At 40.6% G+C, this 26,034-nt stretch carries 22 protein-coding genes, 1 tRNA gene and 1 riboswitch; of the genes, 6 read left to right on the top strand and 17 right to left on the bottom strand.

Going from position 1 to position 26,034, the window contains the following annotated elements; translation table 11 throughout:
- Positions 1 to 3 precede the first annotated feature (3 nt).
- Together ACSLUH_RS15965 and ACSLUH_RS15960 are read left to right on the top strand one after the other, a co-directional pair.
- Positions 4 to 1,011: a 6-phosphofructokinase gene (locus ACSLUH_RS15965; protein WP_448568799.1), complete on the top strand. Its 1,008-nt coding sequence runs from the start codon at positions 4 to 6 to the stop codon at positions 1,009 to 1,011.
- 21 nt (positions 1,012 to 1,032) lie between these two features.
- The gene (locus ACSLUH_RS15960) at positions 1,033 to 1,545 is read left to right on the top strand and encodes a gamma-glutamylcyclotransferase family protein (RefSeq protein WP_448568798.1); all 513 of its coding nucleotides are present in this window, start codon (positions 1,033 to 1,035) and stop codon (positions 1,543 to 1,545) included.
- On the opposite strand, the gene ACSLUH_RS15955 is transcribed toward ACSLUH_RS15960, so the two are convergent.
- The 12 genes from ACSLUH_RS15955 to ACSLUH_RS15900 all read right to left on the bottom strand — a co-directional run bounded on the left by ACSLUH_RS15955 (position 1,542) and on the right by ACSLUH_RS15900 (position 16,576).
- Positions 1,542 to 1,751: a GDCCVxC domain-containing (seleno)protein gene (locus ACSLUH_RS15955; RefSeq protein ID WP_448568796.1), complete on the bottom strand. Its 210-nt coding sequence runs from the start codon at positions 1,749 to 1,751 to the stop codon at positions 1,542 to 1,544. The two genes, ACSLUH_RS15960 and ACSLUH_RS15955, sit on opposite strands and share 4 nt — an antisense overlap.
- 97 nt (positions 1,752 to 1,848) lie before the next feature.
- Positions 1,849 to 3,486, bottom strand: a complete 1,638-nt coding sequence (locus tag ACSLUH_RS15950; RefSeq protein WP_448568794.1) for a serine hydrolase — start codon at positions 3,484 to 3,486, stop codon at positions 1,849 to 1,851.
- A gap of 77 nt (positions 3,487 to 3,563) precedes the next feature.
- Positions 3,564 to 4,388 carry a LytR/AlgR family response regulator transcription factor gene (locus ACSLUH_RS15945; protein WP_448568792.1) on the bottom strand — a complete coding sequence of 275 codons (825 nt, stop codon included), beginning with the start codon at positions 4,386 to 4,388 and terminating at the stop codon, positions 3,564 to 3,566.
- Entirely contained in the window at positions 4,385 to 5,458 is a 1,074-nt protein-coding gene (locus ACSLUH_RS15940; protein ID WP_448568790.1) for a sensor histidine kinase, read from the bottom strand. The genes ACSLUH_RS15945 and ACSLUH_RS15940 overlap by 4 nt, the downstream gene beginning before the upstream one ends.
- 91 nt (positions 5,459 to 5,549) lie before the next feature.
- Positions 5,550 to 6,434 (bottom strand): phosphotransferase, encoded by an 885-nt coding sequence (locus ACSLUH_RS15935; protein WP_448568788.1) that lies wholly within the window; start codon positions 6,432 to 6,434, stop codon positions 5,550 to 5,552.
- A 12-nt stretch (positions 6,435 to 6,446) separates the two neighbouring features.
- Positions 6,447 to 7,085, bottom strand: a complete 639-nt coding sequence (gene pnuC / locus ACSLUH_RS15930; RefSeq protein WP_448568786.1) for a nicotinamide riboside transporter PnuC — start codon at positions 7,083 to 7,085, stop codon at positions 6,447 to 6,449.
- A 1-nt stretch (position 7,086) separates the two neighbouring features.
- Positions 7,087 to 7,350: a hypothetical protein gene (locus ACSLUH_RS15925; RefSeq protein ID WP_448568784.1), complete on the bottom strand. Its 264-nt coding sequence runs from the start codon at positions 7,348 to 7,350 to the stop codon at positions 7,087 to 7,089.
- 15 nt (positions 7,351 to 7,365) lie between these two features.
- A complete protein-coding gene (locus ACSLUH_RS15920) occupies positions 7,366 to 9,528 on the bottom strand; it encodes a TonB-dependent receptor (protein ID WP_448568782.1) in 2,163 nt (720 codons plus the stop codon).
- Positions 9,529 to 9,590: 62 nt separating this feature from the next.
- Positions 9,591 to 9,691, bottom strand: a riboswitch (TPP riboswitch).
- Between the two features lie 577 nt (positions 9,692 to 10,268).
- Positions 10,269 to 10,619, bottom strand: a complete 351-nt coding sequence (locus ACSLUH_RS15915) for an HIT domain-containing protein (RefSeq protein WP_448568910.1) — start codon at positions 10,617 to 10,619, stop codon at positions 10,269 to 10,271.
- A 127-nt stretch (positions 10,620 to 10,746) separates the two neighbouring features.
- On the bottom strand, positions 10,747 to 13,845 hold the full coding sequence (locus ACSLUH_RS15910) for an efflux RND transporter permease subunit (protein WP_448568780.1): 3,099 nt from the start codon (positions 13,843 to 13,845) through the stop codon (positions 10,747 to 10,749).
- Between the two features lie 2 nt (positions 13,846 to 13,847).
- Positions 13,848 to 15,107, bottom strand: a complete 1,260-nt coding sequence (locus ACSLUH_RS15905; protein ID WP_448568778.1) for an efflux RND transporter periplasmic adaptor subunit — start codon at positions 15,105 to 15,107, stop codon at positions 13,848 to 13,850.
- A gap of 2 nt (positions 15,108 to 15,109) precedes the next feature.
- Entirely contained in the window at positions 15,110 to 16,576 is a 1,467-nt protein-coding gene (locus ACSLUH_RS15900) for a TolC family protein (protein WP_448568776.1), read from the bottom strand.
- A gap of 242 nt (positions 16,577 to 16,818) precedes the next feature.
- Between ACSLUH_RS15900 and ACSLUH_RS15895 the strand changes: the two genes are divergently transcribed.
- Positions 16,819 to 17,292: a DUF2947 family protein gene (locus ACSLUH_RS15895; RefSeq protein ID WP_448568774.1), complete on the top strand. Its 474-nt coding sequence runs from the start codon at positions 16,819 to 16,821 to the stop codon at positions 17,290 to 17,292.
- Positions 17,293 to 17,469: 177 nt separating this feature from the next.
- On the opposite strand, the gene ACSLUH_RS15890 is transcribed toward ACSLUH_RS15895, so the two are convergent.
- The 3 genes from ACSLUH_RS15890 to ACSLUH_RS15880 all read right to left on the bottom strand — a co-directional run bounded on the left by ACSLUH_RS15890 (position 17,470) and on the right by ACSLUH_RS15880 (position 21,948).
- Positions 17,470 to 18,516, bottom strand: coding sequence for an AI-2E family transporter (locus ACSLUH_RS15890; protein WP_448568772.1), 1,047 nt, complete (start codon positions 18,514 to 18,516; stop codon positions 17,470 to 17,472).
- 84 nt (positions 18,517 to 18,600) lie between these two features.
- Positions 18,601 to 21,195 carry an ABC transporter permease gene (locus tag ACSLUH_RS15885; RefSeq protein ID WP_448568770.1) on the bottom strand — a complete coding sequence of 865 codons (2,595 nt, stop codon included), beginning with the start codon at positions 21,193 to 21,195 and terminating at the stop codon, positions 18,601 to 18,603.
- Between the two features lie 9 nt (positions 21,196 to 21,204).
- A complete protein-coding gene (locus ACSLUH_RS15880) occupies positions 21,205 to 21,948 on the bottom strand; it encodes an ABC transporter ATP-binding protein (RefSeq protein WP_448568768.1) in 744 nt (247 codons plus the stop codon).
- Between ACSLUH_RS15880 and ACSLUH_RS15875 the strand changes: the two genes are divergently transcribed.
- Positions 21,947 to 22,570, top strand: coding sequence for an arylesterase (locus tag ACSLUH_RS15875; RefSeq protein WP_448568767.1), 624 nt, complete (start codon positions 21,947 to 21,949; stop codon positions 22,568 to 22,570). The two genes, ACSLUH_RS15880 and ACSLUH_RS15875, sit on opposite strands and share 2 nt — an antisense overlap.
- Positions 22,571 to 22,572: 2 nt before the next feature.
- Positions 22,573 to 24,147: a cation:proton antiporter domain-containing protein gene (locus tag ACSLUH_RS15870; protein WP_448568765.1), complete on the top strand. Its 1,575-nt coding sequence runs from the start codon at positions 22,573 to 22,575 to the stop codon at positions 24,145 to 24,147.
- Positions 24,148 to 24,213: 66 nt separating this feature from the next.
- Here the strand turns inward: ACSLUH_RS15870 and maoP are convergent, their stop codons facing one another.
- Positions 24,214 to 24,564, bottom strand: a complete 351-nt coding sequence (maoP, locus tag ACSLUH_RS15865; RefSeq protein WP_448568763.1) for a DUF413 domain-containing protein — start codon at positions 24,562 to 24,564, stop codon at positions 24,214 to 24,216.
- A 212-nt stretch (positions 24,565 to 24,776) separates the two neighbouring features.
- Here maoP and ACSLUH_RS15860 point away from each other — a divergent pair, with 212 nt between their 5' ends.
- Complete coding sequence (locus ACSLUH_RS15860) at positions 24,777 to 25,619, top strand: LysR family transcriptional regulator (RefSeq protein ID WP_448568761.1); 843 nt, start codon at positions 24,777 to 24,779, stop codon at positions 25,617 to 25,619.
- A 124-nt stretch (positions 25,620 to 25,743) separates the two neighbouring features.
- On the opposite strand, the gene ACSLUH_RS15855 is transcribed toward ACSLUH_RS15860, so the two are convergent.
- Positions 25,744 to 25,819 (bottom strand) — tRNA-Glu (locus tag ACSLUH_RS15855).
- Positions 25,820 to 26,034 lie beyond the last annotated feature (215 nt).

The raw sequence follows: 26,034 nt of genomic DNA, 5'->3' as shown, positions 1-26,034 counted from the left end.
ATCATGAAAAAAATAGCGTTAATCTGTAGTGGTGGTGATGCACCTGGCATGAATGCAGCGATTAGAGCGGTGGTATTAACCGCACACCATTACCAACTTGAAGTCATCGGTTACTACCATGGTTACAATGGATTGATTAACGGCGAACGTATTAAAATCACCATTGAAGATGTTAACGGCATTATTGGTAAAGGTGGTACGATTTTAAAAAGTGCAAGATGTCAGGATATGTATCATGAATCAGGCATCAAACAGGTTATTTCTACCCTCGAAAACAATGATATAGACGGGTTAATTGTTATTGGTGGTGATGGTTCATTCCAGGGGTTGTTGAAAATTGCTGAACATTGGAACGGTCAAGTAATAGGTATTCCCGGGACTATTGATAACGATATTGATCATACTGATTTTACGATTGGTTTTTCGACAGCGGTAAACACGGGTATTGAAGCAATCGATAAAATTCGCGATACCGCTGACGCATTTGAGAGAGTGTTTCTCGTAGAACTTATGGGCCGTCATAGTGGGCATATCACCTTTAATGTTGGTATTGCGAGTGCTGCGGAGCAAATACTGTCTTTTGAAAATTTTGATTGTACGGATCAAGATTCTCGGCTTAAAGAGCTTTGCCAAGATATAGAAAAAGTGCAGAAAAACCGTCACGCCAGTTATCTGATTGTCATAGCAGAAAACCTTTGGCCTGAGGGTACACAAGCATTAGCTAAAGCACTTACAGCGCAAACAGGTATAGACTGTACAGCGTGTATTCTTGGTTACATCCAACGAGGTGGCTCCCCTGTTGCTAAAGACAGAATTCTTGCCACAAAAATGGGCGTTGCAGCAGTGCAAGCATTAATAGATGACAAGAATAATGTCATGGTGGCTGAACTAAATAATGCGATGCAATTAATACCTTTAATTGATGCGGTAAAACATAATAAACAAGTGAATAAAAACTTGGTCGATGCGCAAACTAATATTTTGTCTGTAAGCAATCAAAATCAAGTTTAACTAACCATCAGAGAAAGATTGATGAAATATTTTGCCTATGGTTCAAATATGTCAACGAAGAGGCTTCAACAACGAGTTGCAAGTGCTAAACCTATCGGCGTCTATCAATTAATCCATCACAAACTAAAATTTCACAAAGAAGGCCATGACGGTTCAGCTAAAGGTGATGCATATGCGACGAATAATGTCGAAGACATCATTTATGGCGTACTATTTGAAATAGACGAGCAAGAAAAGTACCTTTTAGATCAAGTCGAAGGACTTGATAACGGTTATGATATTAAATGGGTTGAACTCTTAGCAGTTAAAGATAGCAGCGAACACACAAATCAATGTGTAAAAGCATTTACCTATTATGCAACGCAAATTAATACCACGCTATCTCCTTTCGATTGGTATTTGCAACATGTCATTGTCGGCGCACAAGAGCACCAGTTGCCAGCCGATTACCAAACTGACTTACGCGCCATTGAAACTATCGAAGACCCAAACAGCTTACGAAAAAATAGAGAGCTAACAATCTATACAAATTAACTATTGCAACAATCGTTACCTTGTTGAATTGGCGGGCATTTCACACTGCCGTCTGAGCAAAAAACACAACAATCTCCAGCCAAAGGTTTTAATAGCTGCTGACATGATGTGCATTGATAGTAATACTGGCAGGCGTTAGTTGGCATCATTTCCTTTTGCTTTGCCCCACATTGAGGGCAAGTAATAACAGAATATAAATTAAGCATATTAGTTAACTTCCTCACCGGTGGACGCAGGAGATTATTTGCAAAAGATAAAATCAATACTTATTTAAATAGATATTCTGAAAAAAAGTATTCTTTACTACAACCTTCTATTTGACTTTTTACCTGATAAAGTTTGGTTGTTCAAATGTAAAACCAATTCATCTACAGTGCCATTTTCATCTTTGACAAAATTTATTGAAGCATTAGCGTGCTTTAGAGCAAAGCTCTGCTCAGATATAGAAAATATCGGTAAAGTAGCGTCTCCGGTCGCAGTAATAAAAAGTGCCGCCCCGTTTTGGCTAACTTTTATCGCAAAGTCTGCTAACTGATAATTACCAACATATTGCCTTAATACTTCTTGGTTTAAAGTAACCTTAGAGAATAAGTGATTGTTGAGATTAAATATCGTTTGGGCTTGCTCTGTTTTATCATGCTTAAGCAGTAACTCGGCAAAATGATGTAACTCAACCGCATCAAGAACAACGTTTTGGTTAACTTTCATAGCACTGGCAATATCTAATGCCTTGTCATAGCCTTGTTGTTCTAACTTATGTTTAAGCCGTTTAGTATTAAGTGATAAACCGAAGTCATCTACAAAAAATTCGGCCAGTTCATCCATTAAATTTTCAGGCTGAGCGCCAGCAAGGTTAGTTAATAATACGATGGATAGTCCGTCGTTAGGGTAAACTGCTAACGCAGATTGCCCTCCTCCAGCTGTGACAATTTTCTTGTTCAACGAACGATTAACCGTATACCACCCCATTGCATAAGGGTGCATGTTTGGATTTTCCTTTGCCCATTGGTTGCTGCTAAGTGAAGCTTCTTGCCACAAGGTCGCTAGACTTGACTGATGTTCAAAAAACTCTCCTTTTTGAAGCGCTATGCTCCATCTTGCAAGCTCTTCAGCGGTCGAACTCATACCAGCACCAGCACGAATAAACGAAGGAAAATAGGTTAAGACATTGGTTAAGAGTCCATCATTTTTTATTCGGTAATCTCTAGCATGATGCTGATAAACCCCTTCAAAATGGGCAAAACCAGCAGCATCAGTGTTGTGCAAAGCTAAAGGTTTTAGCTGAGAACCTCTGATTAAGTCTGAGTAGCGTTGGCCACTGACTTTTTCAATAACTTTACCGGCGAGCAAATAATTTGTTTGACTATAATGAAATGCAGAGCCTGGCTCGAACATAAGTGGTTTTAATTTTACCGCATGCCATGATTGCTCTTCACCGGCGCTATCAATCATTTGAAAGCGTTCATTCATCACATCTGGCAACCCAGAAGTATGCGTTAAAGTTTGATAAACCGTAATGTCCTGCCATTTTTCTGGTAGGTCATCAATATAAAACGAAACGGCAGTATTAAGACTTATCTTTCCTTGTTCGACTAATTGCATTACCGCAACACAAGTAAATGCTTTAGTCATCGACGCAATATTAAATACGGTATCGTTGTCTACATTAATTTTGTCTTGAACATTGGCTATACCATAACTCGCCGTCTTCTCAATATTGTTATTTTTAACAATCGCTAACTGAACGCCAGGTATCTTTAGTTCGTTCATTTTCGTGTTAATAAAGTCGTCGACTTTATCTGCATAAACATTGTAGCTGATTAATGAAAAGCTAATAGTGCAAAGGGTGTTGCAGGTAAAAAGTGAAATTCTTTTTAAGATAAAAGCATACAACGTTAAAGTTCCTTCATTGGTCGTTTTAGCTGGTAGTCGTTCGAACACTAAAAGCACCAATAATTGAAAAGGAGGATTGTTAGTGTCTGTTATTATTTCTATATCACTAAGAGGTTTATTTTAGCTTACTCATTAACCGCTTGTTTAACCTTGTCTTTGTAACTTCGGCTAACTTTCAGTTCTTTACCATTGCTCATCACAAGGTAATATTCACCATTAAGCTGGCTACAGAACTTATCGATATAATGTTTATTAACAATAGTAGAGCGATGACTACGAACGAAAAGTTTAGGATCCAGCAAATCTTCAAGTTGCTTCATTGTTTTTCTTAAAATATGCGTATTTTCATCGGTATGGACGCACATATAATCACCTGCAGCGTCGATCCAAACAATATCTTTGGTAGGAACTCGAGTCACTTCTCCGCCATCTTTTATCGCTAATATGTCAGAATAATTGGTTAAACTGATTGGTTTATTTTGTTCAAGTTCATCTAGTATTGCTTGGCAATCGTTACCTGTGACCGAACTGACCAAGTCCACCAATTTCTTTTTATGAAGCGCGTCTTGATCACTTTGTAAGCTTTTTCTAATTTTATCAAGTGCTTGATTTAATCGTTCTTCATCAGCTGGTTTGAGTAAGTAATCTTGTGCATGAACATCAAATGCTTGCAATGCATATTGATCAAATGCAGTGACAAAAATCACCATAGGCATCTTTAAGCCTTGCTCCAAAATCGATTGAATCACTTCAAATCCATTTTGGCCAGGCATTTGAATATCAAGAAACATTAAATCAGGTTGATACGCCCTAACCGCTTCGATAGCTTCTCGACCATTGCTGCATTGTGTAACAATATTGATATCTTGATAGTCGGCAAGTCTAACGGCTAAGCCCCTGCGCGCCAAAGGCTCGTCATCGACAATAATCGTTGAAAGCGTAGTTGTCATGATGATTTTCCAACCTCAAACGGTAATCTAATATTAACTTTAACACCTTTAGGATCATTTTGGGCAATAACAAAAGAATACTTATCACCATACAATGCTTGAAGGCGCTCTTTGGTATTAGCTAAACCTACACCTTTATCTCGGTATACGGATTCAACTTTTAAATCTACACCCGGCCCGTCATCAGCAAGTTCAATTAACAAATCATTGCCGAAACGTTTTACGGTTAAGGTTATCGTACCACCCGCTTCTTGCGTTGCTATGGCATATTTTACTGAATTTTCAGCAAGCGGTTGTAAAATCATACTAGGTACTAATGCATTTGCGCAATCTTGATCAACCAAATATTTGATCTGTAATCGTTCTTCAAAACGCACTTTTTCAATATCTAAATATAAACGCAACGCATCAATTTCACTTTCTAAGGTTATGCGCTTCATCGGGTCTTTATCTAATGAATAGCGCAAAAATTCGCTAAGTTTTGTCACCATTTGGTTCGCGGTTTTATTCTCTTCAACTAAAATCAACGTTGAGATGGCGTTTAAGGTATTAAACAAAAAATGGGGATTAAGTTGATAACGTAACATTTTCAACTGCGCTTGGTGAGCAACACTATTGGCGTGCAATACATTCTGCTTTTCCGTCTGCAACATTTGGTAATATTTAGTACCAAAATAAAGCACACTCCAACTCAACATAATTGAGAAAGAAAATATACTGTTCTTCAAATAATAAATAAGGTGTTCAGGTCGATAACCGTGTTTATAAATTTCCCACAGGTTAATATTCTTGACAACTTGCCATACAACACCGGTTAAATAGGAAGAAATTAAAACAACCAAGGCTATTTTTAGTGGTGATGAATTCCATACTTTCTGATAAATATAGCGAAGCGGAATACTGATCAACCAGCCAGCATATGCGTTAAGAAAAATAATAATAACGAAAAGATCGCGTAAATCGTGGAGCAAAGAACCAAGATAATGTACTAATGCAAATCCAAACCATCCGGCAGAATGCATTAGCCAGAATAAATGATTTCGATTCTCTATCGTTGCTTTCCAATTCACTCAAAAACCTCAATTAACTACTACTTTTCGATTATGCAGTAATAGCTGCTAAAAGGCACTACCACTAATCGCGGCTAATAAACGGTTTATCTCATATAAGATGAGAAAGTAATCGACGATAATAAGAAGAAGTAACCTGCCTTACTTGATCGCGAGTCTCGTTTCTTGGCCTTGAACGAGCAATATCCACATCAGCACCATAAAACCATAAAGCGTTGATAATACAACACAAATCAAGGTAACGCGTGACCATGATATCAGAGATTTCAAGTGAATAACGTGCAAAATAGGCGCTGATAACCTCCAGCCAAAAGGATAACGAGTGGGATATTGTTAAGCCATTAATCGCTAACATCATTGCAACTTCATATTCAATATCAGCAACGACAGTATGTTCATAATCAACTAAATAGTTCGCTGATTCACCAACGAGTATGTTAGTAAAATTAAGATCACCATGAACTAACACTTTATCACTCGCGAGTTTGCTTATTTCGTTGATATCGTTTTCAACGGCATTTAACAGTAACTGCTGCTGGGTTAGAGGCAGAGCCTGATGACGAGCAAGCAGTTCGCTAATGACATTGCTGACATTTAATATTGCGGTGTTATCACACGATAGCCGACTAAAGCGCCTGATACTATCAAGTGCAAGGCTGACTTTATCTTCAATGGCTAAACCACTTTTTGCTAACGTAATACCGTCTATAAACTCACTAATAATAACGTGTTGATCTGCATAAACGGGTTTAGGAGCTAGGCCATGGTCGCTGGCATGCTTTTGATAAAAATGCTCACGCGCTAGTTGCTTAGGGCTACGATCGCTATATTGTTTAACAAAGTAAGCCTTACTCGCTACTGTCACTTTAACGCAATGATGACTTAGCCCTTGTTCTATCGTTTCAATAATGACATCTGGATGTGATGCAAAAAAAGGATGTTTCAGCAACGGGTGATGACTGGCATTTTTACTCATAAAGTATTTCGCTTAGTTCGCGCTAACTGGCCGTTGACAATCGCTCGCTTTATCAGTCGCCATTTCTTTTAACAATGATTGCCATTTAAATAAACCGTAAACTGCAAAAATAACAAATAACGCAAATAACAGCACGGTTGGATAAAGGGCCTTTTGCCAGTATAAATAGATAGAGACGGCGTCAATTACCAGCCAATAATACCAATTTTCCAACACTCGCTGCGTCACTAAATACGTGGTAAATACTGCAAATACCGTTGTTGCTGCATCAAGGTAAGGAAAATGCGTCGGTGTATACTCAGCCATGAGTTTACCAACGATCAGTGACACAATCGTTAGTATCACTACCGCTTTGCAATGAAAGAGTAATGACCACTGCTTAATGGTGTTATCTGGCCGTTCACTCGTGTCACCTTTACGCCAAGCCCACCAACCAAAAAGTGCCATCACTAAATAATAGAGCTGAAGCAAACTATCCGACCATAAATAGACATGATAAAAAATTAACGTATAAAGCAGCGTACTTACAAATGCTGCTGGCCAACACCAAATATTATTGTGTGCCGCTAAAACAACATAGAGCAAAGAAGAAATCACCGCGAGCCACTCTAAAACTGGCATCGCGGCGTAGTACTGAAGAACCTCTGACATATTATCTTGATTCTACTTGAGAGCGATCACCTGAAATAAACTTACAAACAAACACTGCACTGCCCAGTGTTTGGTGCACCTGTTTTACTTCACGCATCACGTGCTCAACCGCTAGATCATAATCGCCAAATACTTGTGTACTCATTCCGTTGGTAACCACCTTGAGACCATCAATAGCGTTTAATCTATTAATAAATCGCCAAATTTCGCTTTTAAAATTCTCGTTTGCTAGCGGATACAAGCTTATTTCAATTGAAATATCCATTAATTTTCCCTTAGGTTAAAAACGGTAATCTAACGTTAAGCCCCATTGTCTTGGCGCCGCATAGCGTTGATATTTTTTTGCTGCCCAACCTTGGTCTGGTTCATTACCAAAATAAAAACCACGCGTGGCAATTTTTTCATCGGTTAAATTACGTGCCCATAAATATATTGCCCAATTGTCTTTTTCATAACCAACTCTGGTATTAACTGTCGACGAACTATCAGCTTTTTCAGAGTGGCTATCAGAAAAATAAAAACCACTTTTTCCAGTGACATAGGCGTTAAAGAAAATACCATCGGTATGCTGATAGGTAGTTCCTAGACTGTAGGTAAATTTTGCCGCATGAGCAAGTTCTCGACCAGAGATGTCAATTAAACTGCCGTACTCATCAAAATAGCGATAGTCATCGTAACTGGCATCTAAATAACCTAGGTTTGCATAAGCTGACCAAGCACTGGTTACTTGCCAATCAAGTGCAGCTTCCAAGCCATGACTAGTCGAACTAGCAGCATTAGCGGTATAAATAGTAAACTTTTGTTTTTCTATACTATCTTGTTGTGACGCATTAACTTGTTGATCTTGGCGATCCATATAAAACAAGGCAAAACGCGTATTCACTTTGCCGTTATTAAATGAGCTGTTAATACCTAATTCGTAATTGAACAAGGTCTCAGTATCAAATTCCTTGAACTGTGCAAGCTTGTCAGACAAGCCCATATTAAAACCACCGGCCTTATAACCCTTAGCTATTCTGATGTAGCCTTGAGAATCTGCAGTTAAGGCTCTACTCAATGCAATGTGCCCGCCCCACATGGTTTCTTCAGGTGAAAAGGCTTCATTACTGCTATCTTGATACTGTGCGTCTCGTTGCTCAATTCGCAGACCAACAGATAACTGGTAAGTGTCATTTAACTCACTATCCAACTGGGTAAAAATAGCAAGATTATCAGCCTCATAATCAGCAAGTAAGGCATCATCAGACCAACCATTGTAGTAATCATCGGTTATGTTGCTTTCTTCTAATTGGCTTGCGTAAACACCAAACAACCAATCAGTTGTTTGATTAAATATCCGCTGCCCATCTTTATTACTAAAGCGAAATTCTTGGCTGATGACATCTCGCTCGGCGGTTTTTGACCAGGTGTAATCGTAAACACATGGAATCGTATCATCATAAGCGCCATTGCCATTTTCATCGTCGGAGTCAGGACATTGTTTAGCAGACCAATAATCGGCATTTGCCCAATCGCCGTCATAAGCGTGTTGATGATCGGTAGTTGATATACTGGTTATTGCGGTTAAATCGACATTGGTTAACCCCGTGTAGTGAAATTTAAACGAAGCACCTACCGATTTTTGATTATCAACACCCGGCTTGTCAGTTAAGGTAATAAAGCCGTTATTATCCAAGGTCCAAGCATCGAAGCCATTATCCATATCGGCAAATATCATTGTCGTATCAAACGTTAGCTCTTGAGATAATTGTGCTGAAAGCTTAATTTTTCCGGATAGCTCGTCAAGTTGATTGGTATCATCACGATTAAGAAATTGGTTATCACTGAAGCCGTTTTGTTGGTGATTTTCAAGGCTAACACGATAATTAACGTCATTTGTTAATGCGCCAGCGCTGTAGCCAGCGATGGTGACTAAATCATCATTGCCAAACGAGGTCGAGACACCATGTTCACTAATACCATCTGCTGGGTTTGATTGTATATACACTAACCCAGCTAAGGCGTTAGCGCCAAATCGCGTACCTTGTGGGCCGCGCAGCACTTCTACTTGAGCCACATCATACATATTTGCCGCCATGCCCAAACCAGACAAGTCGATATCATCAATAATAAAACCAACGGATGCGTTTGGCGCGCCTAAATATTCCGAACGTTCGCCAACACCACGAATTTGTAAATACTTAGGACGGGAAGTTCCACCGGCAAAGTTAACATTCGCTAGGCTTGAAAGGACATTATCGAAGTGTTGCATACTTTGGTCTTGAAGTTGTTGCTGACTAATAACGTCGATACTCAGTGGTGTACTAGCTAATGATTGCTTTTTAAAATTTGACGTTACTTCAATAGTTTCAAGTGCAGAAGATGAAGATTGTTCGTTTGCTTGTAATGCAAAAGTTGCAAGCGAAGCAGTAATGGCAATTGCTAATGTAGATCGTTTTAACATCGTTTATCTCTATATAATCAAGCAAAGACATTACTGGCATAAGAGAATAAAGTTAGATCTATTGAAGATTTTCCAACCATTCCTACGCCAGAATTATCCGGTTCAGGTTCTAAGGGTTCACAACAACGTGTCTCAGCCATTTCTGGCACCCCTTGGTTCGAGCGGCATAGTAACAACTTTAAAAAAAATGTACAGCGCCATACTGTACATTTTTCTAATATTTTGACATGAGTTATGCGCTTTTTATTAAACCATTGAGTTAAATAACCTCATGTTTGTATAAGAAATAGCACTAAAACAATAAAATCAAACGCTTAAGCTCACTGTGACTTGCTAGCAGGCTACTTTTTACTTAATTCAAAGCGTATTCTTGTAGGAATAGCCAGCTATTTCACGACAATATAACGCAGAAGTTAGGGCCTGTTGACCTTTGTTTATTTTTTCTGCAATAGGCTATTTTTAATTGTAGCAAAGCAGCGAGAGCGAAGTTTGGTTATTCCAAATGAACGAATGCTAATGCCGTTAGTACTTAAAATAGCCATTGCCCCTTTGATTAAGCTCTCGGGACTGAGGCTAAAATGACGCTACTCTGCGTTAAAACCACATCGTTTAGCTCACTAAACTTCATAGCTTTTGCCTTGATTACCTTCATTTTATCACTCAGCATAAACTTTAAACAAAGATCAACAGACCCTTGTAAAAATAGGTGTTAGAAATGCACTCCTTATGCAGAGCTGAGGTTAAATAGATAACATAGGTCCTAATGGCTCACCACCAACTAAATGCATATGAATGTGATAAACTTCTTGGCCGCCATGTTGATTACAGTTCATGATCAACCGATAACCATCTTCAGCAATGCCCTCTTCTTTAGCCAACTTCTTAGCGACACTGAACATTCTTCCAAGGATTAATTCATCGCTTTCTTCGATATCGTTTGCCGTAGGGATGATCTTATTAGGAATGATCAAGATATGACTTTTTGCTTTCGGCGCGATATCTCTAAAGGCGGTAACTAAATCATCTTGATACAATAACGGGGTCGGTATTTCTTGACGAATAATCTTAGAAAAAATGGTTTCTTCGGCCATCACTGCCTCTCCATAAAAATAAAAGGGTATCCATTTAGTGTAACTAACAACACTAAAAAGCAATACCCTTTTCCTTTGATTTAGTGAACTATTTTTTATCGTTCAAAAAACTATCTACAACTTATCTTTATGCGTTTGATAGCGTTAGCATCTTTTTTCCTTTGCTCGTCAATCGTTTCATTTCTTCAACAATCAAATAGTTCACCGGTACTAACAATAAGGTGATCATTGTTGCAAAGATAATTCCAAACCCTAGTGATACCGCCATTGGAATTAAAAACTGTGCCTGCGTTGAAGTTTCAAACAGCAACGGCATTAAGCCAATAAAAGTGGTTAACGAGGTTAGCAATACAGGTCTAAACCTTGCTTGCCCTGATGTGATCACCGCCTTCATTAACTCTTCACCTTTATCTCGTTGTTTGTTAATAAAATCAACCAACACCAAACTATCGTTTACCACTACACCAATAAGCGCCATTAAACCCAAGATACTCATAATGGTTAAATTCATGCCCATGATCCAATGGCCTAAAATAGCGCCGATAGCGCCAAAAGGAATAACCGACATAACAATTAAAGGTTGTATATACGACTTAAATGGGATCGCTAACAAACAATAAATAATGAAAAATACGAACATCAGTCCTAAACCTAGGCTGCCGAAAGATTCCGCTTGCTCTTTTGCTTCTCCTTCGAGCTCATAGTTTACCCCTGGATACTTGCCAACAAGATCATCTAGATAGGCTTTTAGCTCATTGTTCAATACCGTCATGTTGGTGTTAGCTTTTTCTACATCGGCAGTAACATTAACAGTACGGTAACGATCAATACGATTAATCGCCGACGGACTTTTCCCTGGTTTAAATGTCGCTACATGAGATAACGGCACTTTACCGCCACTTGGTGTATTAATTAACATATCCCCAAGACCTGCCAATGATTTACGCTCTTCTAGTGGGAATCTCAACATTACCCGAACATCATCTCGTCCACGCTGAATACGTTGAATTTGAGCGCCAAAAAATGCTTCTCGAACTTGTCGTGTTACCGTTGAGCGCGACATGCCCATGGCATAACCTTGCTCGGTTAATTCAATTTGAATTTCTTCCTTACCATTAGAGAGACTATCGGATATTTCAAATACCGTTGGATACCCTTGCAAGTGTTCGCGCACCTGCGCCGACACTTCTTTCAACGTTGAAAGCTCATTGGCACTTAACTGAATATCGATAGGATCACCACCTCGACCAATTTCTGCTCGAAAGTTTAAGCTCTCTGAACCAGGTATGATGCCGATAAGTCCACGCCATTCTCGTACCAACTGCCTTGAATCAACACCAGTATCATTTTGATCTGCTGGGATAAGCTCAAACATGACACGGCCAGTTTCATCTTGGGTAATTGCCATAATATTTAAAATAACACTGTCGCCATTTTCATCTCGGTATTTATCTTGGAGTGTTTGCGCAGCTTTTGACATTTTTTCAACATAACCATCAACCACTTCATAGGCGCTGCCAACCGGCATGGTTAATGTCGCTCTAACCACTTCACTTGGGATCCTTGGAAAGAAAGTAAAGCGCATCCAACCACTCATGATGAAAGCTAAAATCAGGATGAAAATACCAACAAACGCAGCAATCGTCGTACGTTTATTATTTACGGCTACTTCGAGCACTGGGCGATAATACTTAAAAATAAATTCTTCAAAACCGTCAGCAAAGCGTTCTTGCCACGCGCTAAAGCGCGATTGTTTGGTTTTTTCGCTGCGCAGTTTTAAATTCTTTAAATGCGAAGGCAATACGAACTTTGATTCAATGAGTGAGAACAACAATACCGGAATAACAATAACCGGAATTTGCGCAAATATTGCCCCGCGCAGCCCCTCGATAAAACCAAGCGGTAAAAACGCGGCGATGGTGGTTAACACCCCAAAGGTCACGGGCGTCGCCACCTCTTCGGTACCTTTAATCGCAGCTTCTAACCCAGAGCTTGCTGTTTGCGTATGGCGATAAATATTTTCTCCGGTAACAATCGCATCGTCTACGACTATCCCTAGAACCAAAATAAAGCCAAATAAACTCATTACGTTAATCGAGATCCCGAAAATCGGCATCAAAATAAACGCGCCCATAAAACTAACTGGAATACCAATAAACACCCAAAACGCTATCGATGGACGCAAAAATAAGGTCAGCAGCAACAATACTAAAAAGCCGCCTTGTAGCGCATTACTAACTAAGGTGTTCAAACGACTTTTAACGATTTGTGAGCGATCACGCCAATAGCCTAGCTCAAAGCCTTGGGGCAAAGAATCTTGTTTCGCATCTATATAAGCTTTAACCGCATCAGCAACTTCTATCGCGTTTTGATCACCGATACGATAAACCTCGATTAAGGCCCCCTGATTACCATTAAATCGCGCTCTTAGCGGTGTTTCTTCAAAACCATCATTTACGGTGGCTATATCACTTAAATGTAAAAACGTACCGTCGGCATTGGTTTTGATAACGATTTGCTCAAATTCATCGCGGCGGTATGCTTGACCTTTTGAACGCACTAATACATCACCACCCTCGGTTCGAACATTACCGGCTGATAAATCTTGAGAGCTTGCTTTAATCGCATTAGCAATGTCAGATAACGTTAACTGATACTGCTGCAGCTTATCTTGGCTAACATCAATATTAATTTCATAATTGCGCACTGCATCAAGAGACACCTGAGTGACTTCGGGTAGCTTTAATAAATCATCACGCACTTGTTCTGCAAATTCTCTGATTTCTTTTTCACTATGCACTGAAGATATCGTAACCGCTATTACCTCTCGTGTTCTTTGCAAAACAGAAGATGTCGGTTTTTCCGCTTCTACCGGAAAGGTGTTGATGGCATCAACACGGCTTTTAACATCTGACAGTAACTCCCTGACATCCTTACCCGATTCTGCTTCTATTCTTACGCGAGCAGCGCCTTCTAACGATGTTGACGAGATCTTTTTGATCCCTTCAAGATCTTGTACCGCTTCTTCAATACGAATCGTTACCCCTTGCTCAACATCTTCAGGTGTTGCACCACGCAAAGACACGCTTACGTTTACAACGTCAAGTTGAAACGATGGAAAAACTTCCAAGGGGATATTACTTTTAAGCGACAAAAATCCCGCCATAAAAATGGTGATCATTAATAAATTCGCCGCAACGTGATTTCTAGCAAACCATGCGATCATAACTATTCACCTTTTGATTTATTTGAAGGGCTTTTAGCCGCATCTTGTTGACGTTGAGGTTGGTTATTGTTTCTATTTGATGCCGTTTCGACTTGAACACCATCGTTCATATTAATAACAACTTTTGTACCCGAGTTAACTTGCCCTAGTGGTGTTAGCACCAATAACTCACCCTCACTTAATCCGGACTCTACAATAGCAACTTCGTCATTTTGCCAAGCAATATCGATATTGCGACGCTTTAACGTGCCGTCAGATACGGTATAGACATAACTGCCTTGATAAATGGTCTTATTCGGAATAACTAACGCATTGTCGACAAGCTTGCCACTGATTTTGGCATTGACATATTGACCAATTTTTATCGGTAAGCCTTCGCTTTGATTTTCACCGTATGGGTCGTCAATCTGCGCAACAACAAATAATTGTTGTGAAGATGCATCAAATGCGCCTTCTGTGCGAACTACTCTACCTTGCCATTCTTGGCGACGAGTTAACTCTGAAACGATACTCACTGCAGGTTGATAGCTTGCACGTTTATCAAAGCGATTACTTTCAGGTAACTCCATAAAAGCGAGGTCTTTATTTTTGATCGGAAGACGCACTTCGACATAATCAACCGCATAAATTTCTGCAAGCTTAGTACTTGGAGAGATAACTTGCCCAACATCCACTGATTTTGTCAGGATGCGCCCACGATATGGCGCCTTAATTTTAGTACGCTCTAAGGCTAATTGCGATTTAGCTAAACTAGCTTCAGCTGAATAGACTTTTGCTTGCGCCGCCAAAAGTTGTGGTTTTCTCAGCACTAACTCTGACGGTTCGCCCTCATTGCCAAGGCGTTTCCAATCTGCTTTTGCTTGTTCCGCTTTAGCTTGCTCTTCTAGGTAAGTTTGCTTAGCACTGTATAAGTTGGCTTGTGCAATTTTGATTTCCGCTTTGAGATCTCGGTCGTCTAGTTCAATTAAGATATCTCCTTGCTCGAAAAAGCCGCCTTCACGAAAATTGGGGTTAATCGCAATTATTTGTCCTGACACTTGTGGTAGCAAACTACTTTGTGTTCTAGGTTTAACCTTTCCGTAACTTTCTACCTCAACCGTATATTGTTGTGGCTTTAACGTCATCACATCAACATTTAACGACGCTACTGCGCTCGGGCGCCCACGTTGTGATTGCGGCGGGTTACTAAACACTAAATAAGCGAGTAATAAAAATAAAGAGATAACAACAAGTGGAATGATTTTTTTATTCTTTAACAACATAATTATTTACTCTGTCTGGAATCAGTTTTTGCCAATGTTGACAATGATTGGTCGGCGATACCCGTCATTGGAGAGCCACCTAAGGCAACAAATAATGAGATACGATTTTGCAATAGTTGATTTTGTAACTGAATCAGCGTCGATTGCGCATCAAACGCTCGTCGTTGTGATTCAAGCACTGTGGTATAGGTTACCAGCCCTTTTAAATATTGTTCAAAGGCAATTTTTTCAGCTGATAAGGCATTATCACTCGCCAACTTATAATGTTCGTAACGCTTCGATAAAGCGGTTGCGTTACTTAAGGCATTTTCTACATCAGCAAACGCTTGAAAAACCAGTTGCAAGTACTGTTGCTCTTTTTGCACAACCGACAACCTCGCTTGCTCTTCAAGTGACGCGAGCTTACCCGCGTTAAATAATGGCGTGGTTAAACTCCCCAATAACGACCATGCAAGCGCCCCACCATCAAGTAAATTCGTTAATTTATCTGATCTATCACTGGTTGAAGCGGTTAGTGACAGTGATGGAAAACGTTGTTTGTGAGCTACCGCCAAGCCAGCATCCAATGCTAACAATTGATACCACGACGCTAAAATATCAGGTCGGCGAGTTAACAATTGCGCCGGTAATTGAGGTGATATATCACTGGTAATGGTGAGTAAATCATCTTCTGAGTTAATTATCCCTTGTGGATAATCGCCGAGCAGTAATTCTAATTGCCGAGCTTTACTTAACACCTCTTGGCGCTGTTGCTCTACCCGAGCTTGCTCTCTACTGACATCATTTTGGGTAAGGTAGACATCTAGCGCGTCACTTAGGCCCAATCGATACGAGGATTGGATCATCTCTAAGTTATTACTTAAGTTGTTCGCTCTTTCTTGATATAGCGAAAGTAACGATTTCGCCTCTACTAGGTTAAAATAGGCCTTACTGACATTAGCGACTAAATCAAGTTCGGCTTGCTCATAGGCAGCTAGCTCAGCGGCATAGTTAAGTTTCGCTTGGCGTTGTTCATCCGACAACTTACCCCACATATCCACTTCGTAGCTTAGATTAAGACTTACACTCGCAGAATTTCCAATCGCACTACCGTTGTCCGCTACCGATTTTCGACGTGCTTGATCTGCACTTAAACTTAATGCCGGTAAGTCCGAGGAATCAGCAACGTCCACTCGCGTTTTAGCGATATCGCGTTTAGCAGCCTGCGCTTTTAAGTTATAGTTATTTTTTAACGCAATTTCAGTTAAACGCGTCAGGTTTTCATGTTTAAAGCTTGCTAGCCATTGGTCTATTGTCAGCACATCTTCAGGGGCAGTGTTTTGAGCACTGTTTTGTGCATGGTTACTAGACCATTGCTCTGGAGCGCTAAGCTGCTTACTTGCACTCGATACGCCGCTAGGAGCACTACAGCCACCTATAGCGAGCACTATCGGAACGACCAGTAAATGTAATTTAAAAGTACGGTTCATAGGTAATTTTTCTAATTATTATCGACAATAAAGTAAAGGTACGATGACGTATCATACGCCTAGGCGAATTCTCTAACAATTCTCTTTACATAGCTTTACATTTTAGATGAAGTCACGCTTTTGTACGATAATATGACAGTGTTCAGATCATCTTTGATAAATCTTAGTCATATCTTTTCCAAATCCATCGATTCCTGATACCATTAGCGCCCTAATAACGCTCGTAATTGACTTAAGGCACGATGAACTATTTACCGCTCAATGAATTTAAATATGCTTGGATTTTTAGGCATCAAAGCATGCCGTTAGCTACAACCATTAGCGAAAAAATCAAACCTATGAGCGCGATAAGAGCCAATAGTCTCTGGGATACTTTTATCAGTAAACAAGCCGACCACCCTGATTTTTTTAAAGCCAATGATTGGCCAAATCAAAAGAAAACCTGGCTTAATAGTGCGATGTGGGAACCTCGATGGGAAAGTGATGAACCGCAACTACCCGAATTAATCACTGAACACCTTAATTGGGATAGCAATACCGTGGTGTATTACTGTATCAACAGAAATTTGGTCTTGGAAACCACTTGGGAAGTATTTCAATTAAGTTGGAAAAACTTTTTATTTGTTGATGATGGCACTTTGCTTATTGGTAAAAAACGCTCGCAAGCAGTGCAATTTTTTAGTGATGGCTCTTTTAAAGTTGGCGCTAAACCCTAGGGTCTGAGGTTCTTTGTTTACTTTTTCTACAATAGGTCGTTTTTAATAATGGCAAAGCAGCGTGAGCGACGTTTGCTTATTCCAAATGAACGACTGCTAATACCACTCGTATTAAAAATGGCCATCGCCATGACACATCAATAAAGCGCTAAGCGACTGCTCAGCGCTTTATTAGGATTATTCTTGAACCAGTTTCTCTTCATCGCCCGAAAGCATAACCGCTAACCACTTACCATCTTGCGAGCTTTCTAAAGCAATTTTAATCACCATCGTTAATGGTACCGATAACAACATCCCAACGGTACCCAATAGCCATCCCCAAAAAATTAATGATAGGAAAACCACCAAGGTTGATAAACCAAGACCGCGCCCTAGATATTTAGGTTCAACAACATTGCCCATGACGGTATTAATGGCTAAATACCCTAAACCAATAAACCCTGCAGGAGCTAAGCCCAATTGCAAAATCGCCAATGACATTGCCGGTACCGCAGCAATAATCGAACCGATATTAGGAATGTAATTTAGTAAAAATGCCAGCACGCCCCACAGCAGGTAAAAATCTAAACCAAACGCCCACAGCATGACGGATACAGCGATTCCTGTCCCTATACTGACTAAGGTTTTTATCGCTAAGTAGTGGTTAACCGATGACAAAAATCGATCGATTTGTTGCATACGCATTTGCGGGTCATCGAGAGCTAAGTGGACCTTACGCGGCATCGCTGGTGCTTCAAATAGCATGAAAATAACGGTGATAATGATTAAAAATAAATTTGCCATTACATTACCCAAACCACTTAACATGTCAGCAGCTAGTCTCATTGCCGCGGCAGGATCAAAATATTCCACTAACAAATTAGTGGAAATAACTATGTTAAAGGCAGCAAGCTTTTCAACGGCCCATGTAAACTGCCCTTTTAGCTGCTCGCGATACTCTGGTAACGTTTGGCTTAACTCTGTTAATGATTTACCCACTAAGCCGGCTAGTGATAACGCGATGGTGACAAACACCACAATAACCAAAAGTACCGCAATAGGTTTAGGCACTTTGTAGCGCTCAATTTTTGCTACTAACGGATTACAAATAATCGCTATAAATATTGATAATAAAAATGGTACTAAAATATTGGTTGCTGTTTTTACACCTGCAAGCACTACAACTATCGAAGCAAGTACCAGCAGTACTTTTACAACGCCACTTTTTGTGTCTAACGAAGCCATAAATCCCTTATTTATTAATTATACTTTTCGCTATGATAGCGTGTTTTTAGCGCAAGCAACATACACTTACGCTAAGTAGACGTTTTACATGGTTCGTCTGATCAAGGTTACGCTCGACAATGACAATAAGCGCCAACAGCTGAGCATCCCCATAATACCAACAAAAGCACCGCCAGAGATAATACCGAGTAACCAAGCATCTAAATGAAAACTCGGATCCATCTCAAACACTTGCGTTTGTAGGATAAACACACCGATTTCCATTGCGATACTGGCCATAAGCCCCGCCACGACACCTAAGGCGACAAACTCAAACAAGATACTATTACGCAGTAACGACCCCTTAGCACCAAGGGTACGTAGTATCGCAAGCTCTCTTTCACGCTCTTCCATACTCGCTTGTACTTGTGCAACCAATACCAAACTGCCTGCTAACACCACCAGTAACAAAATCAATTCAATCGCAACGGTCACTTGCTCTATCATCTTATTGAGTTGCTTCATTATTGCCCCTAAATCAATAATTGAAATAGTGGGATATGTCGCAAATATCTGATAAATCTCAGCCTTTTGTTGATCTGGTATTTTCCAAGCCGATATCGACGTTGTTTCTATTCCTCTAAATACTGGCTCATTAAAGATCATGACAAAGTTTAGTTGACGGCTTTGCCAATCAACATCACGAATGCTGGTAACAGGTACTGAAATAACATCTGTACCAACGCTAAAGGTAAGTTCGTCACCAAGTTTTACCTCTAACCGTTCAGCAACCCCTTGAGCAATCGATACTTGAGGTGTTTGATCATCAGCTGACCACCATTGCCCTTCAACGATTTCGTTAGCTATAGGTAATTCTGTGCGCCAGGTTAACCCAAGCTCGCGCCCCATACCCTTTCGCCCTTGTTTTTCAGGCTTGGTTTGCTCGCTGTTCTCAGCATTCGTTGAATCTTTACGCTCTTGCGTGCGTTCACGACTTTCTTGATCACCGTCATCATTACTCACGTCAGCGACCGTTTCTTCACCATTAATCGCCGTTAATCTGCCGCGATAAACCGGATAAAAACCTTGAGTCGCGATATTATTTTGCTTAGCGAACTCTGCAAGCGGCGCGACCTGATCTTTCGTAATGTTGACCAAATAATGATTAGGGGTTTCTGGCGGGAACTGCGCTTCCCATTCACTGATCATTGCATCTTTCATAACACTGATCAGCAACAAGAGCTTAATCGCAATGGTAAAGCTGACTAATTGCACGCTGTTTTCAAGTGCACGTCGCTTTAAATTTGCCAGCGCTAGATGTAACGACTTACCCGCTTTACTGCCGGCACTTCGACTTGCGGTCATGATCAGTTGCCCTAAGCCCAGCAATATCAGTGACACCAATAAACCGCCAATCAGCAATGCTGCGCTCATTTTTACGTCACCGCTAAACATATAAAGCAAAATAAATAACGCTGCTAACGGCACCAGTTGGTAAACACCAAATTTCATTGAGCGACTGTTAGCAAAACCACGAATGACTGCAAGCGGTGAGGTTTTAACTAATTGAGACATTGGGTGTATTGCAAAGGCAAGTGCACACAATAACCCGGTAACCACTGCGGTAACAAAGGGTCTGTAGCCAATATCGGTGTTACCTAACTCAATAATATGGGCAACACCCGCCTCACCTAAGTTAATTAAGCCAAAACCGACAATCAGCCCGACTGAAACACTGATCAGACTCAAAAGCCCCCAATGTAAAACATATAATTTGACGATATGCTGATAACTTGCACCAAGTGCTTTAAATACAGCAACCGTAGGTTGATGTCGCTGCCCATAACGGCGACTGGCAACCGCAACTGCCACTGCCGCAAGAACAATACCGAGCATACTAGCAAGCGATAAAAATTTCTCGGCGGTATCTAAAACGCGCGAGAGACGATTTTGCGCAGCTTTTGCGTCATACCAACGCTCGGTATCATTTAGCTTAGGCTTAACCCACTTTTCAAAACGGTCAATATCATCTCGCTCACCAGCAAAAAGATATTTATGATTCATACGACTGCCAGGTTTGATTAACTCAGTTTTAGGCATGTCGTCAATATTCATGATAATTGCAGGGCCCGCGATAAACACTCGATAAGAGCGATCAGGAATATTGACCAAAATCCCAGCAATTTTAACTGGCAGAACGCCGATTTCTATCGTACCACCAACCTCAACTTGTAAACGGCTGAGCAAACTGGCTTCAACGAAGACACTGCCGACTGGCGGCGCGTTAACCACTTCAACTTCTGTATCGTTAAGATCACGTTTAATGGTTAAATCACCTCGCAGTGGGTAAAGTTCAGATACCGCATCGATTTCACTCAAGAGCATCCGATCTTCAGCAAAAACCATTGACTCGGTTTCTAACTTTTTGGCGACCTTTAACGATAACTCATCACTCTTGTCTAAAAACGTTTGATCTATCGGTTGCCTTAACCGCAATATCCTATCGGCTGCAATGGTATTGGTACTACTACTAACAATCGCTTGCTTAACTTGTTCGGTGAATCCTGCTAGAGAGAACACCGTAGCAACCGCCAAAACAATCGCTAAGAAAACAATGGTAAGCTCACCACGCTTTAATTCGTTTTTTAAAAGGCGCAGAGAATGATTAAACCAATGAGAGTTTTGTTGAACACTATTCACGTTAAACTCCTATCCCGCAGACGCATTGCGTGGTTGTTCTTCTTGCTCAGGAGTTGCGCTAGTTGCTGAGGTTACTTCTCTTAGTTCACCACTGTCCATCTCCACTTGGCGCTGACATTTAGCAGCAAGCTTAGGATCGTGAGTCACCAACACTAAGGTAGTGCCTAATTCTTGGTTAAGAGAAAACAATAAATCTTCAATATGATGGCCAGTTTTTGCATCTAAATTGCCGGTTGGTTCATCAGCAAATAAAATATCAGGACGGGTGATAAAGGCGCGGGCAATGGCAACCCGTTGCTGCTCTCCTCCAGAAAGTTGAGAAGGATAATGGTCAACACGATCACCAAGCCCAACTTGTTTTAGTAACGCGATACCTCTTTCTTTGGCATCACTAATGTTAGCGAGCTCCGCTGGCAACATAACATTCTCCAACGCGGTTAAGCTGCTAACCAACAGAAATTGTTGAAAAATAAATCCAACGTGTTTAGCACGAACTTGACTGCGTTGTTCTTCATTTAACTGGTGTAATGGGTGCTCTTTAAGATAAACTTCACCTTGCGTTGGTAAATCTAAGCCCGCTAAAATAGAGAGCAATGTCGTTTTACCTGAACCAGATGAGCCGACAATCGCAATCGATTCTCCTGTTTTCACCGTAAGATCGATTGGTTGTAATAACTCTAGGGTTTTATTTTCTAACGGTACTGACTTAGTTAACGCATTAACGCTTAAAATAACATCGGAAACTGACTGCATGAAAAAACATCCACTTTTATTTGGGTTCATATTATCGTTATATACGTTATTTAACACTGCTTGGGCCACTCAATCAATTTTATTGTTAGGTGACAGTGTCAGTGCCGGTTACCAAATGCCGGTTGAAAAAAGCTGGGTGTATCTATTAAACCAGCAGTTAGTGCAAAGCAATGCCAATTATAAAGTGGTCAATGCCAGTATCAGTGGAGAAACCACCAGTGGCGGTTTAGCGCGTCTTCCAGCGATACTCGACAAAGAAAAAATTGACCATATTGTTATCGAACTAGGTGGCAATGACGGGCTTAGAGGTTATTCGCCAAAAGTGATAAAACGAAATTTGTTACAAATGATTACCATAGCGCAAGCCAGAGATGTCGATGTTTCGTTAATGAAGATAAAAATTACCCCCAATTATGGGCCACGCTACCTTAAACTCTTCGAACAAGTTTATGATGAGTTAGCCGAAGAAACGGGCGTAAACTTACTGCCGTTCTTTATGGAAACTATCGCAACCGATGCGTCGTTAATGATGGATGACGGCATCCACCCGAATATCAAAGCGCAGCCACTGATCGCTGATTATGTTAAAGCTCAACTCGACAAACTGATGGTGAACAAATAACAATGGAATTTATCTGGATACTGTTTGCATTTATTTGTGGCTTACTAACCAAACTTATTTCGCTACCGCCTTCCATTGGCTTTTTAGCCGCCGGGTTTATTCTGCACGCCTTGGGGTTTGAAAGTGATCAGCTGATCACAGATTTAGCCAATCTCGGTATCACCTTAATGCTATTTACCGTTGGCTTAAAGCTGAATATTAAAGACTTAGTGAAAAACGAAATTTGGTTGGGTAGCCTATCTCACACCACGATGTGGATGGCTATCGGCTTATTTTTTATTAAGCTGGTTGCGATGTTATCTTTATCAGCATTTGCTGAATTGACCTTAGCAAGCGCTGCGATTTTGATCTTCGCCTTAAGCTTTAGCAGCACGGTATGTGTGGTAAAACTGCTTGAAGATCATGGCGAAATGCGCACCCGCCACGGTAAGCTCGCCGTGGGTATCTTGGTAATGCAAGATGTTGTTGCCGTGCTATTTTTAGTTGCTGCAACCGGTAAAATCCCCACCGTTTGGGCATTTGCGTTGTTACTGCTAATCCCCTTTAGACCGCTGTTATTGAAAATGGTTGATAAAGTCGGTCATGGTGAGCTTATCCCGCTATTTGGCTTCTTTTTGGCATTTGGCGGTTACGAGCTTTTTGAGCTAGTCAGTATTAAAGGTGACTTAGGCGCCCTACTCATTGGTATGTATGTCGCTTCGCATTCAAAAGCAACAGAAATAGCTAAATCACTGCTTAGCTTTAAAGATTTATTCTTAATTGGCTTTTTCTTATCGATTGGATTTACCGCCCTGCCAACATGGGAAATGTTAGGTATTGCCCTACTATTAACCTTGTTGTTGCCCATTAAATTCTTTTTATTCTACTTTATTTTAATCAAACTACGACTAAGAGGCCGCACCGCGTTTCTTTCATCGCTTGCCTTAGCAAACTTTAGTGAGTTTGGTTTGATCGTGTGTAATGTCGCCATGCAAGCGAGCTGGATCAGTGAAAAATGGCTGGTGATTTTATCATTAACCGTTGCGCTATCGTTTATTATAACCAACGTTATTTACAATCACGCCCATGAATTTTTTGCCAACCACATGAGTTGGTTTAAACGTTTTGAATCACCGAATAAACTGGCAGATGACCACTTTATTCAACCATGTGAAGCGCCAATTGTTATTATCGGTATGGGCCGTGTTGGTATGGGTGCCTATAAAGCGTTAGATGCCCAACATCCTAAACAAGCTTGGGGGTTAGATACCGATAAAGACAAAATCGCCTACCTCAACCAAAATGATGTTCAAGCTTACTTAGGTGACGCTGAAGACGCTGATTTTTGGGAGAACATCGACCTCGAGCATATCGAATTAGCGCTGCTTGCCCTGCCGTCAGTGCAAGATATTATGAGTATCACCACACAATTAAAGCTGCGTGGTTACCAAGGAAAAATCGCCGCGATTGCCCGCTATGAAGATGAGCGCATCGAACTTGAAGAGTTTGGTGTTGATAAAGTATTTAACTTCTACAGTGAAGCTGGGGTCGGTTTTGCCGAAGAAAGTATGGCCATGGTCAAAGGGTTTTCATCCTAATCACTATTAAACAAAACTGTTAACCTAAACTAAAAACCACCGACAAGCGGTGGTTTTTTTGATTGCTTAGAAGCTTTCTTCCATCTCTGTGCTTGGCACAAAATAACTAGCGCTTCTTGCTTCACTGGCCATAAAGCCGTGGCGTCGTTTAGATTTTTCAACCGCAGCTAAATACTTCTTCCAAAGCTTAGCGGCATACAATTGCGGCTCTTGCTCATCTTGAATTTGCATAATGAATTGCTGCTCTTCTTCATTATCTGGTGTTAATGTGCCTAAATAAAGGCCTTCTAATGTTGAGCCAAACATTTCAAGGTCTAGCGCTTCACGTTTATTAAAATAACCACTTCGCGAAAGGCCATGAGAAAATGTACTGTCACCGTAGAACATTCTCGCTCCAAGTCTGATCGTCGTATCCATAGCTATTTCCTACCTAATAAAGTTAAACAAAACCAATACCGCTGTCAGTGATTACCTTTATAACCGGGTATTGTTACAACAAGGTTAAGCCATCATTGTTGTACCTAAGGTGGAATGTAATAGAAAAAATCTGAACTAGAAAACAAAAATAATTTGTCGTATCGATAAGTTTTGCTTACATTTAGCCTATCTTGGTACTTTTGAATAACAAAATGGACATTAGAGTTTTAAAAACCTTCTTACAAGTTGCAGAAATAAAGCATTTTGGCAAAGCCGCTGAAAACTTGTACATTACTCAAGCCGCGGTAAGTGCCCGCATTAAACAACTGGAAGAATTCTACGACGCGCAGTTATTTATTCGCGATAAAAACAATCTTAAATTAACCGCTGCCGGTGAAGAGCTATTAAGTCACGCGCAACTAATGGTCGCGCAAATGGAGCAATCTAAGCAAGCATTGCTTGCTGCTAAGCAACAACGCTTAGCCTTTAACATTGCCGCGACCCCTAACATTTGGGATGCTTTTTTAAGCAGCCGTATTAAAGGCTCAATTGATTTTCTTAGTGAAGTTACCTTAGGTGTTGAAATATCGGTGCGCGAAGCCGTACAACGCAAGCTTACTGAGAAAAATTTAGATATCGGGTTACTGACCGATCCGATTAAAGATAAAGATTATGATAATCAGCTGATTGGCCATTTTGAACTGGCGTTGGTTGCCACCTCACCTGATATGAGTCAACTAGAAGATAAATACGTATTCGTTGATTGGGGATTAACCTTTAAAAAAGAGCATGCGCTGCACCATAAGTTTCAGCCTTGTTTAAAAACGTCAACGGCAATGATTGCCTTGGAGGTTATTTTATCAAAAGGCGGCTGCGCTTATTTGCCCCACGAATTGGTTGCACCTTATTTAACTTCTCAACAGCTTTTTACTATCGAGAGCCCTTTGGTGATCAAACGCCCTATTTATATGGTCAGTAAAAGCTCTACTCATCGCTATCGACTCATTAGCCAGTATGGTGACTATTTAGCACAAAGTAGTCATGACAAAGATTAATGCGATAACAATAATGTCCTTGCTATAACGAAAGCGCTGGGTATGCACCGGCGCAATGAGGAAAATGTTAGACAAGCAGACAAATAAAAAAGCCGACGCATAACACGTCGGCTTTTTTAATAAGTGGCATCCCTAAGGGGATTCGAACCCCTGTTACCGCCGTGAAAGGGCGGTGTCCTAGGCCTCTAGACGATAGGGACGCAGAATTTCTGTAAAAATTGAGCTATCTGCCCTCTTTTTACCTAACCGGTTACCCAGCTAGACGTCAAACAGTTTTAGTTTAGCACCAAGTGCTAACCAAGGATAAGTGCAGGACCTAGTCTACATTACCCTTTAAAAGTGGCATCCCTAAGGGGATTCGAACCCCTGTTACCGCCGTGAAAGGGCGGTGTCCTAGGCCTCTAGACGATAGGGA

The organism is Thalassotalea ganghwensis, assembly GCF_053485795.1.
Note: the sequence above shows the minus strand (reverse complement) of the source record. Positions and strands in the feature narration are given on the sequence as shown.

Coding starts and splice junctions, on each gene's coding strand:
- ACSLUH_RS15880 (WP_448568768.1), bottom strand. CDS start 21,948: ATGCAGTCAGTTTCCGATGTTATTTTAAGCGTTAATGCGTTAACTAAG.
- ACSLUH_RS15910 (WP_448568780.1), bottom strand. CDS start 13,845: ATGATCGCATGGTTTGCTAGAAATCACGTTGCGGCGAATTTATTAATG.
- pnuC (WP_448568786.1), bottom strand. CDS start 7,085: ATGTCAGAGGTTCTTCAGTACTACGCCGCGATGCCAGTTTTAGAGTGG.
- ACSLUH_RS15960 (WP_448568798.1), top strand. CDS start 1,033: ATGAAATATTTTGCCTATGGTTCAAATATGTCAACGAAGAGGCTTCAA.
- ACSLUH_RS15920 (WP_448568782.1), bottom strand. CDS start 9,528: ATGTTAAAACGATCTACATTAGCAATTGCCATTACTGCTTCGCTTGCA.
- ACSLUH_RS15900 (WP_448568776.1), bottom strand. CDS start 16,576: ATGAACCGTACTTTTAAATTACATTTACTGGTCGTTCCGATAGTGCTC.
- ACSLUH_RS15875 (WP_448568767.1), top strand. CDS start 21,947: ATGAAAAAACATCCACTTTTATTTGGGTTCATATTATCGTTATATACG.
- ACSLUH_RS15890 (WP_448568772.1), bottom strand. CDS start 18,516: ATGGCTTCGTTAGACACAAAAAGTGGCGTTGTAAAAGTACTGCTGGTA.
- ACSLUH_RS15925 (WP_448568784.1), bottom strand. CDS start 7,350: ATGGATATTTCAATTGAAATAAGCTTGTATCCGCTAGCAAACGAGAAT.
- maoP (WP_448568763.1), bottom strand. CDS start 24,564: ATGGATACGACGATCAGACTTGGAGCGAGAATGTTCTACGGTGACAGT.
- ACSLUH_RS15860 (WP_448568761.1), top strand. CDS start 24,777: ATGGACATTAGAGTTTTAAAAACCTTCTTACAAGTTGCAGAAATAAAG.
- ACSLUH_RS15915 (WP_448568910.1), bottom strand. CDS start 10,619: ATGGCCGAAGAAACCATTTTTTCTAAGATTATTCGTCAAGAAATACCG.
- ACSLUH_RS15945 (WP_448568792.1), bottom strand. CDS start 4,388: ATGACAACTACGCTTTCAACGATTATTGTCGATGACGAGCCTTTGGCG.
- ACSLUH_RS15935 (WP_448568788.1), bottom strand. CDS start 6,434: ATGAGTAAAAATGCCAGTCATCACCCGTTGCTGAAACATCCTTTTTTT.
- ACSLUH_RS15905 (WP_448568778.1), bottom strand. CDS start 15,107: ATGTTGTTAAAGAATAAAAAAATCATTCCACTTGTTGTTATCTCTTTA.
- ACSLUH_RS15965 (WP_448568799.1), top strand. CDS start 4: ATGAAAAAAATAGCGTTAATCTGTAGTGGTGGTGATGCACCTGGCATG.
- ACSLUH_RS15895 (WP_448568774.1), top strand. CDS start 16,819: ATGAACTATTTACCGCTCAATGAATTTAAATATGCTTGGATTTTTAGG.
- ACSLUH_RS15870 (WP_448568765.1), top strand. CDS start 22,573: ATGGAATTTATCTGGATACTGTTTGCATTTATTTGTGGCTTACTAACC.
- ACSLUH_RS15955 (WP_448568796.1), bottom strand. CDS start 1,751: ATGCTTAATTTATATTCTGTTATTACTTGCCCTCAATGTGGGGCAAAG.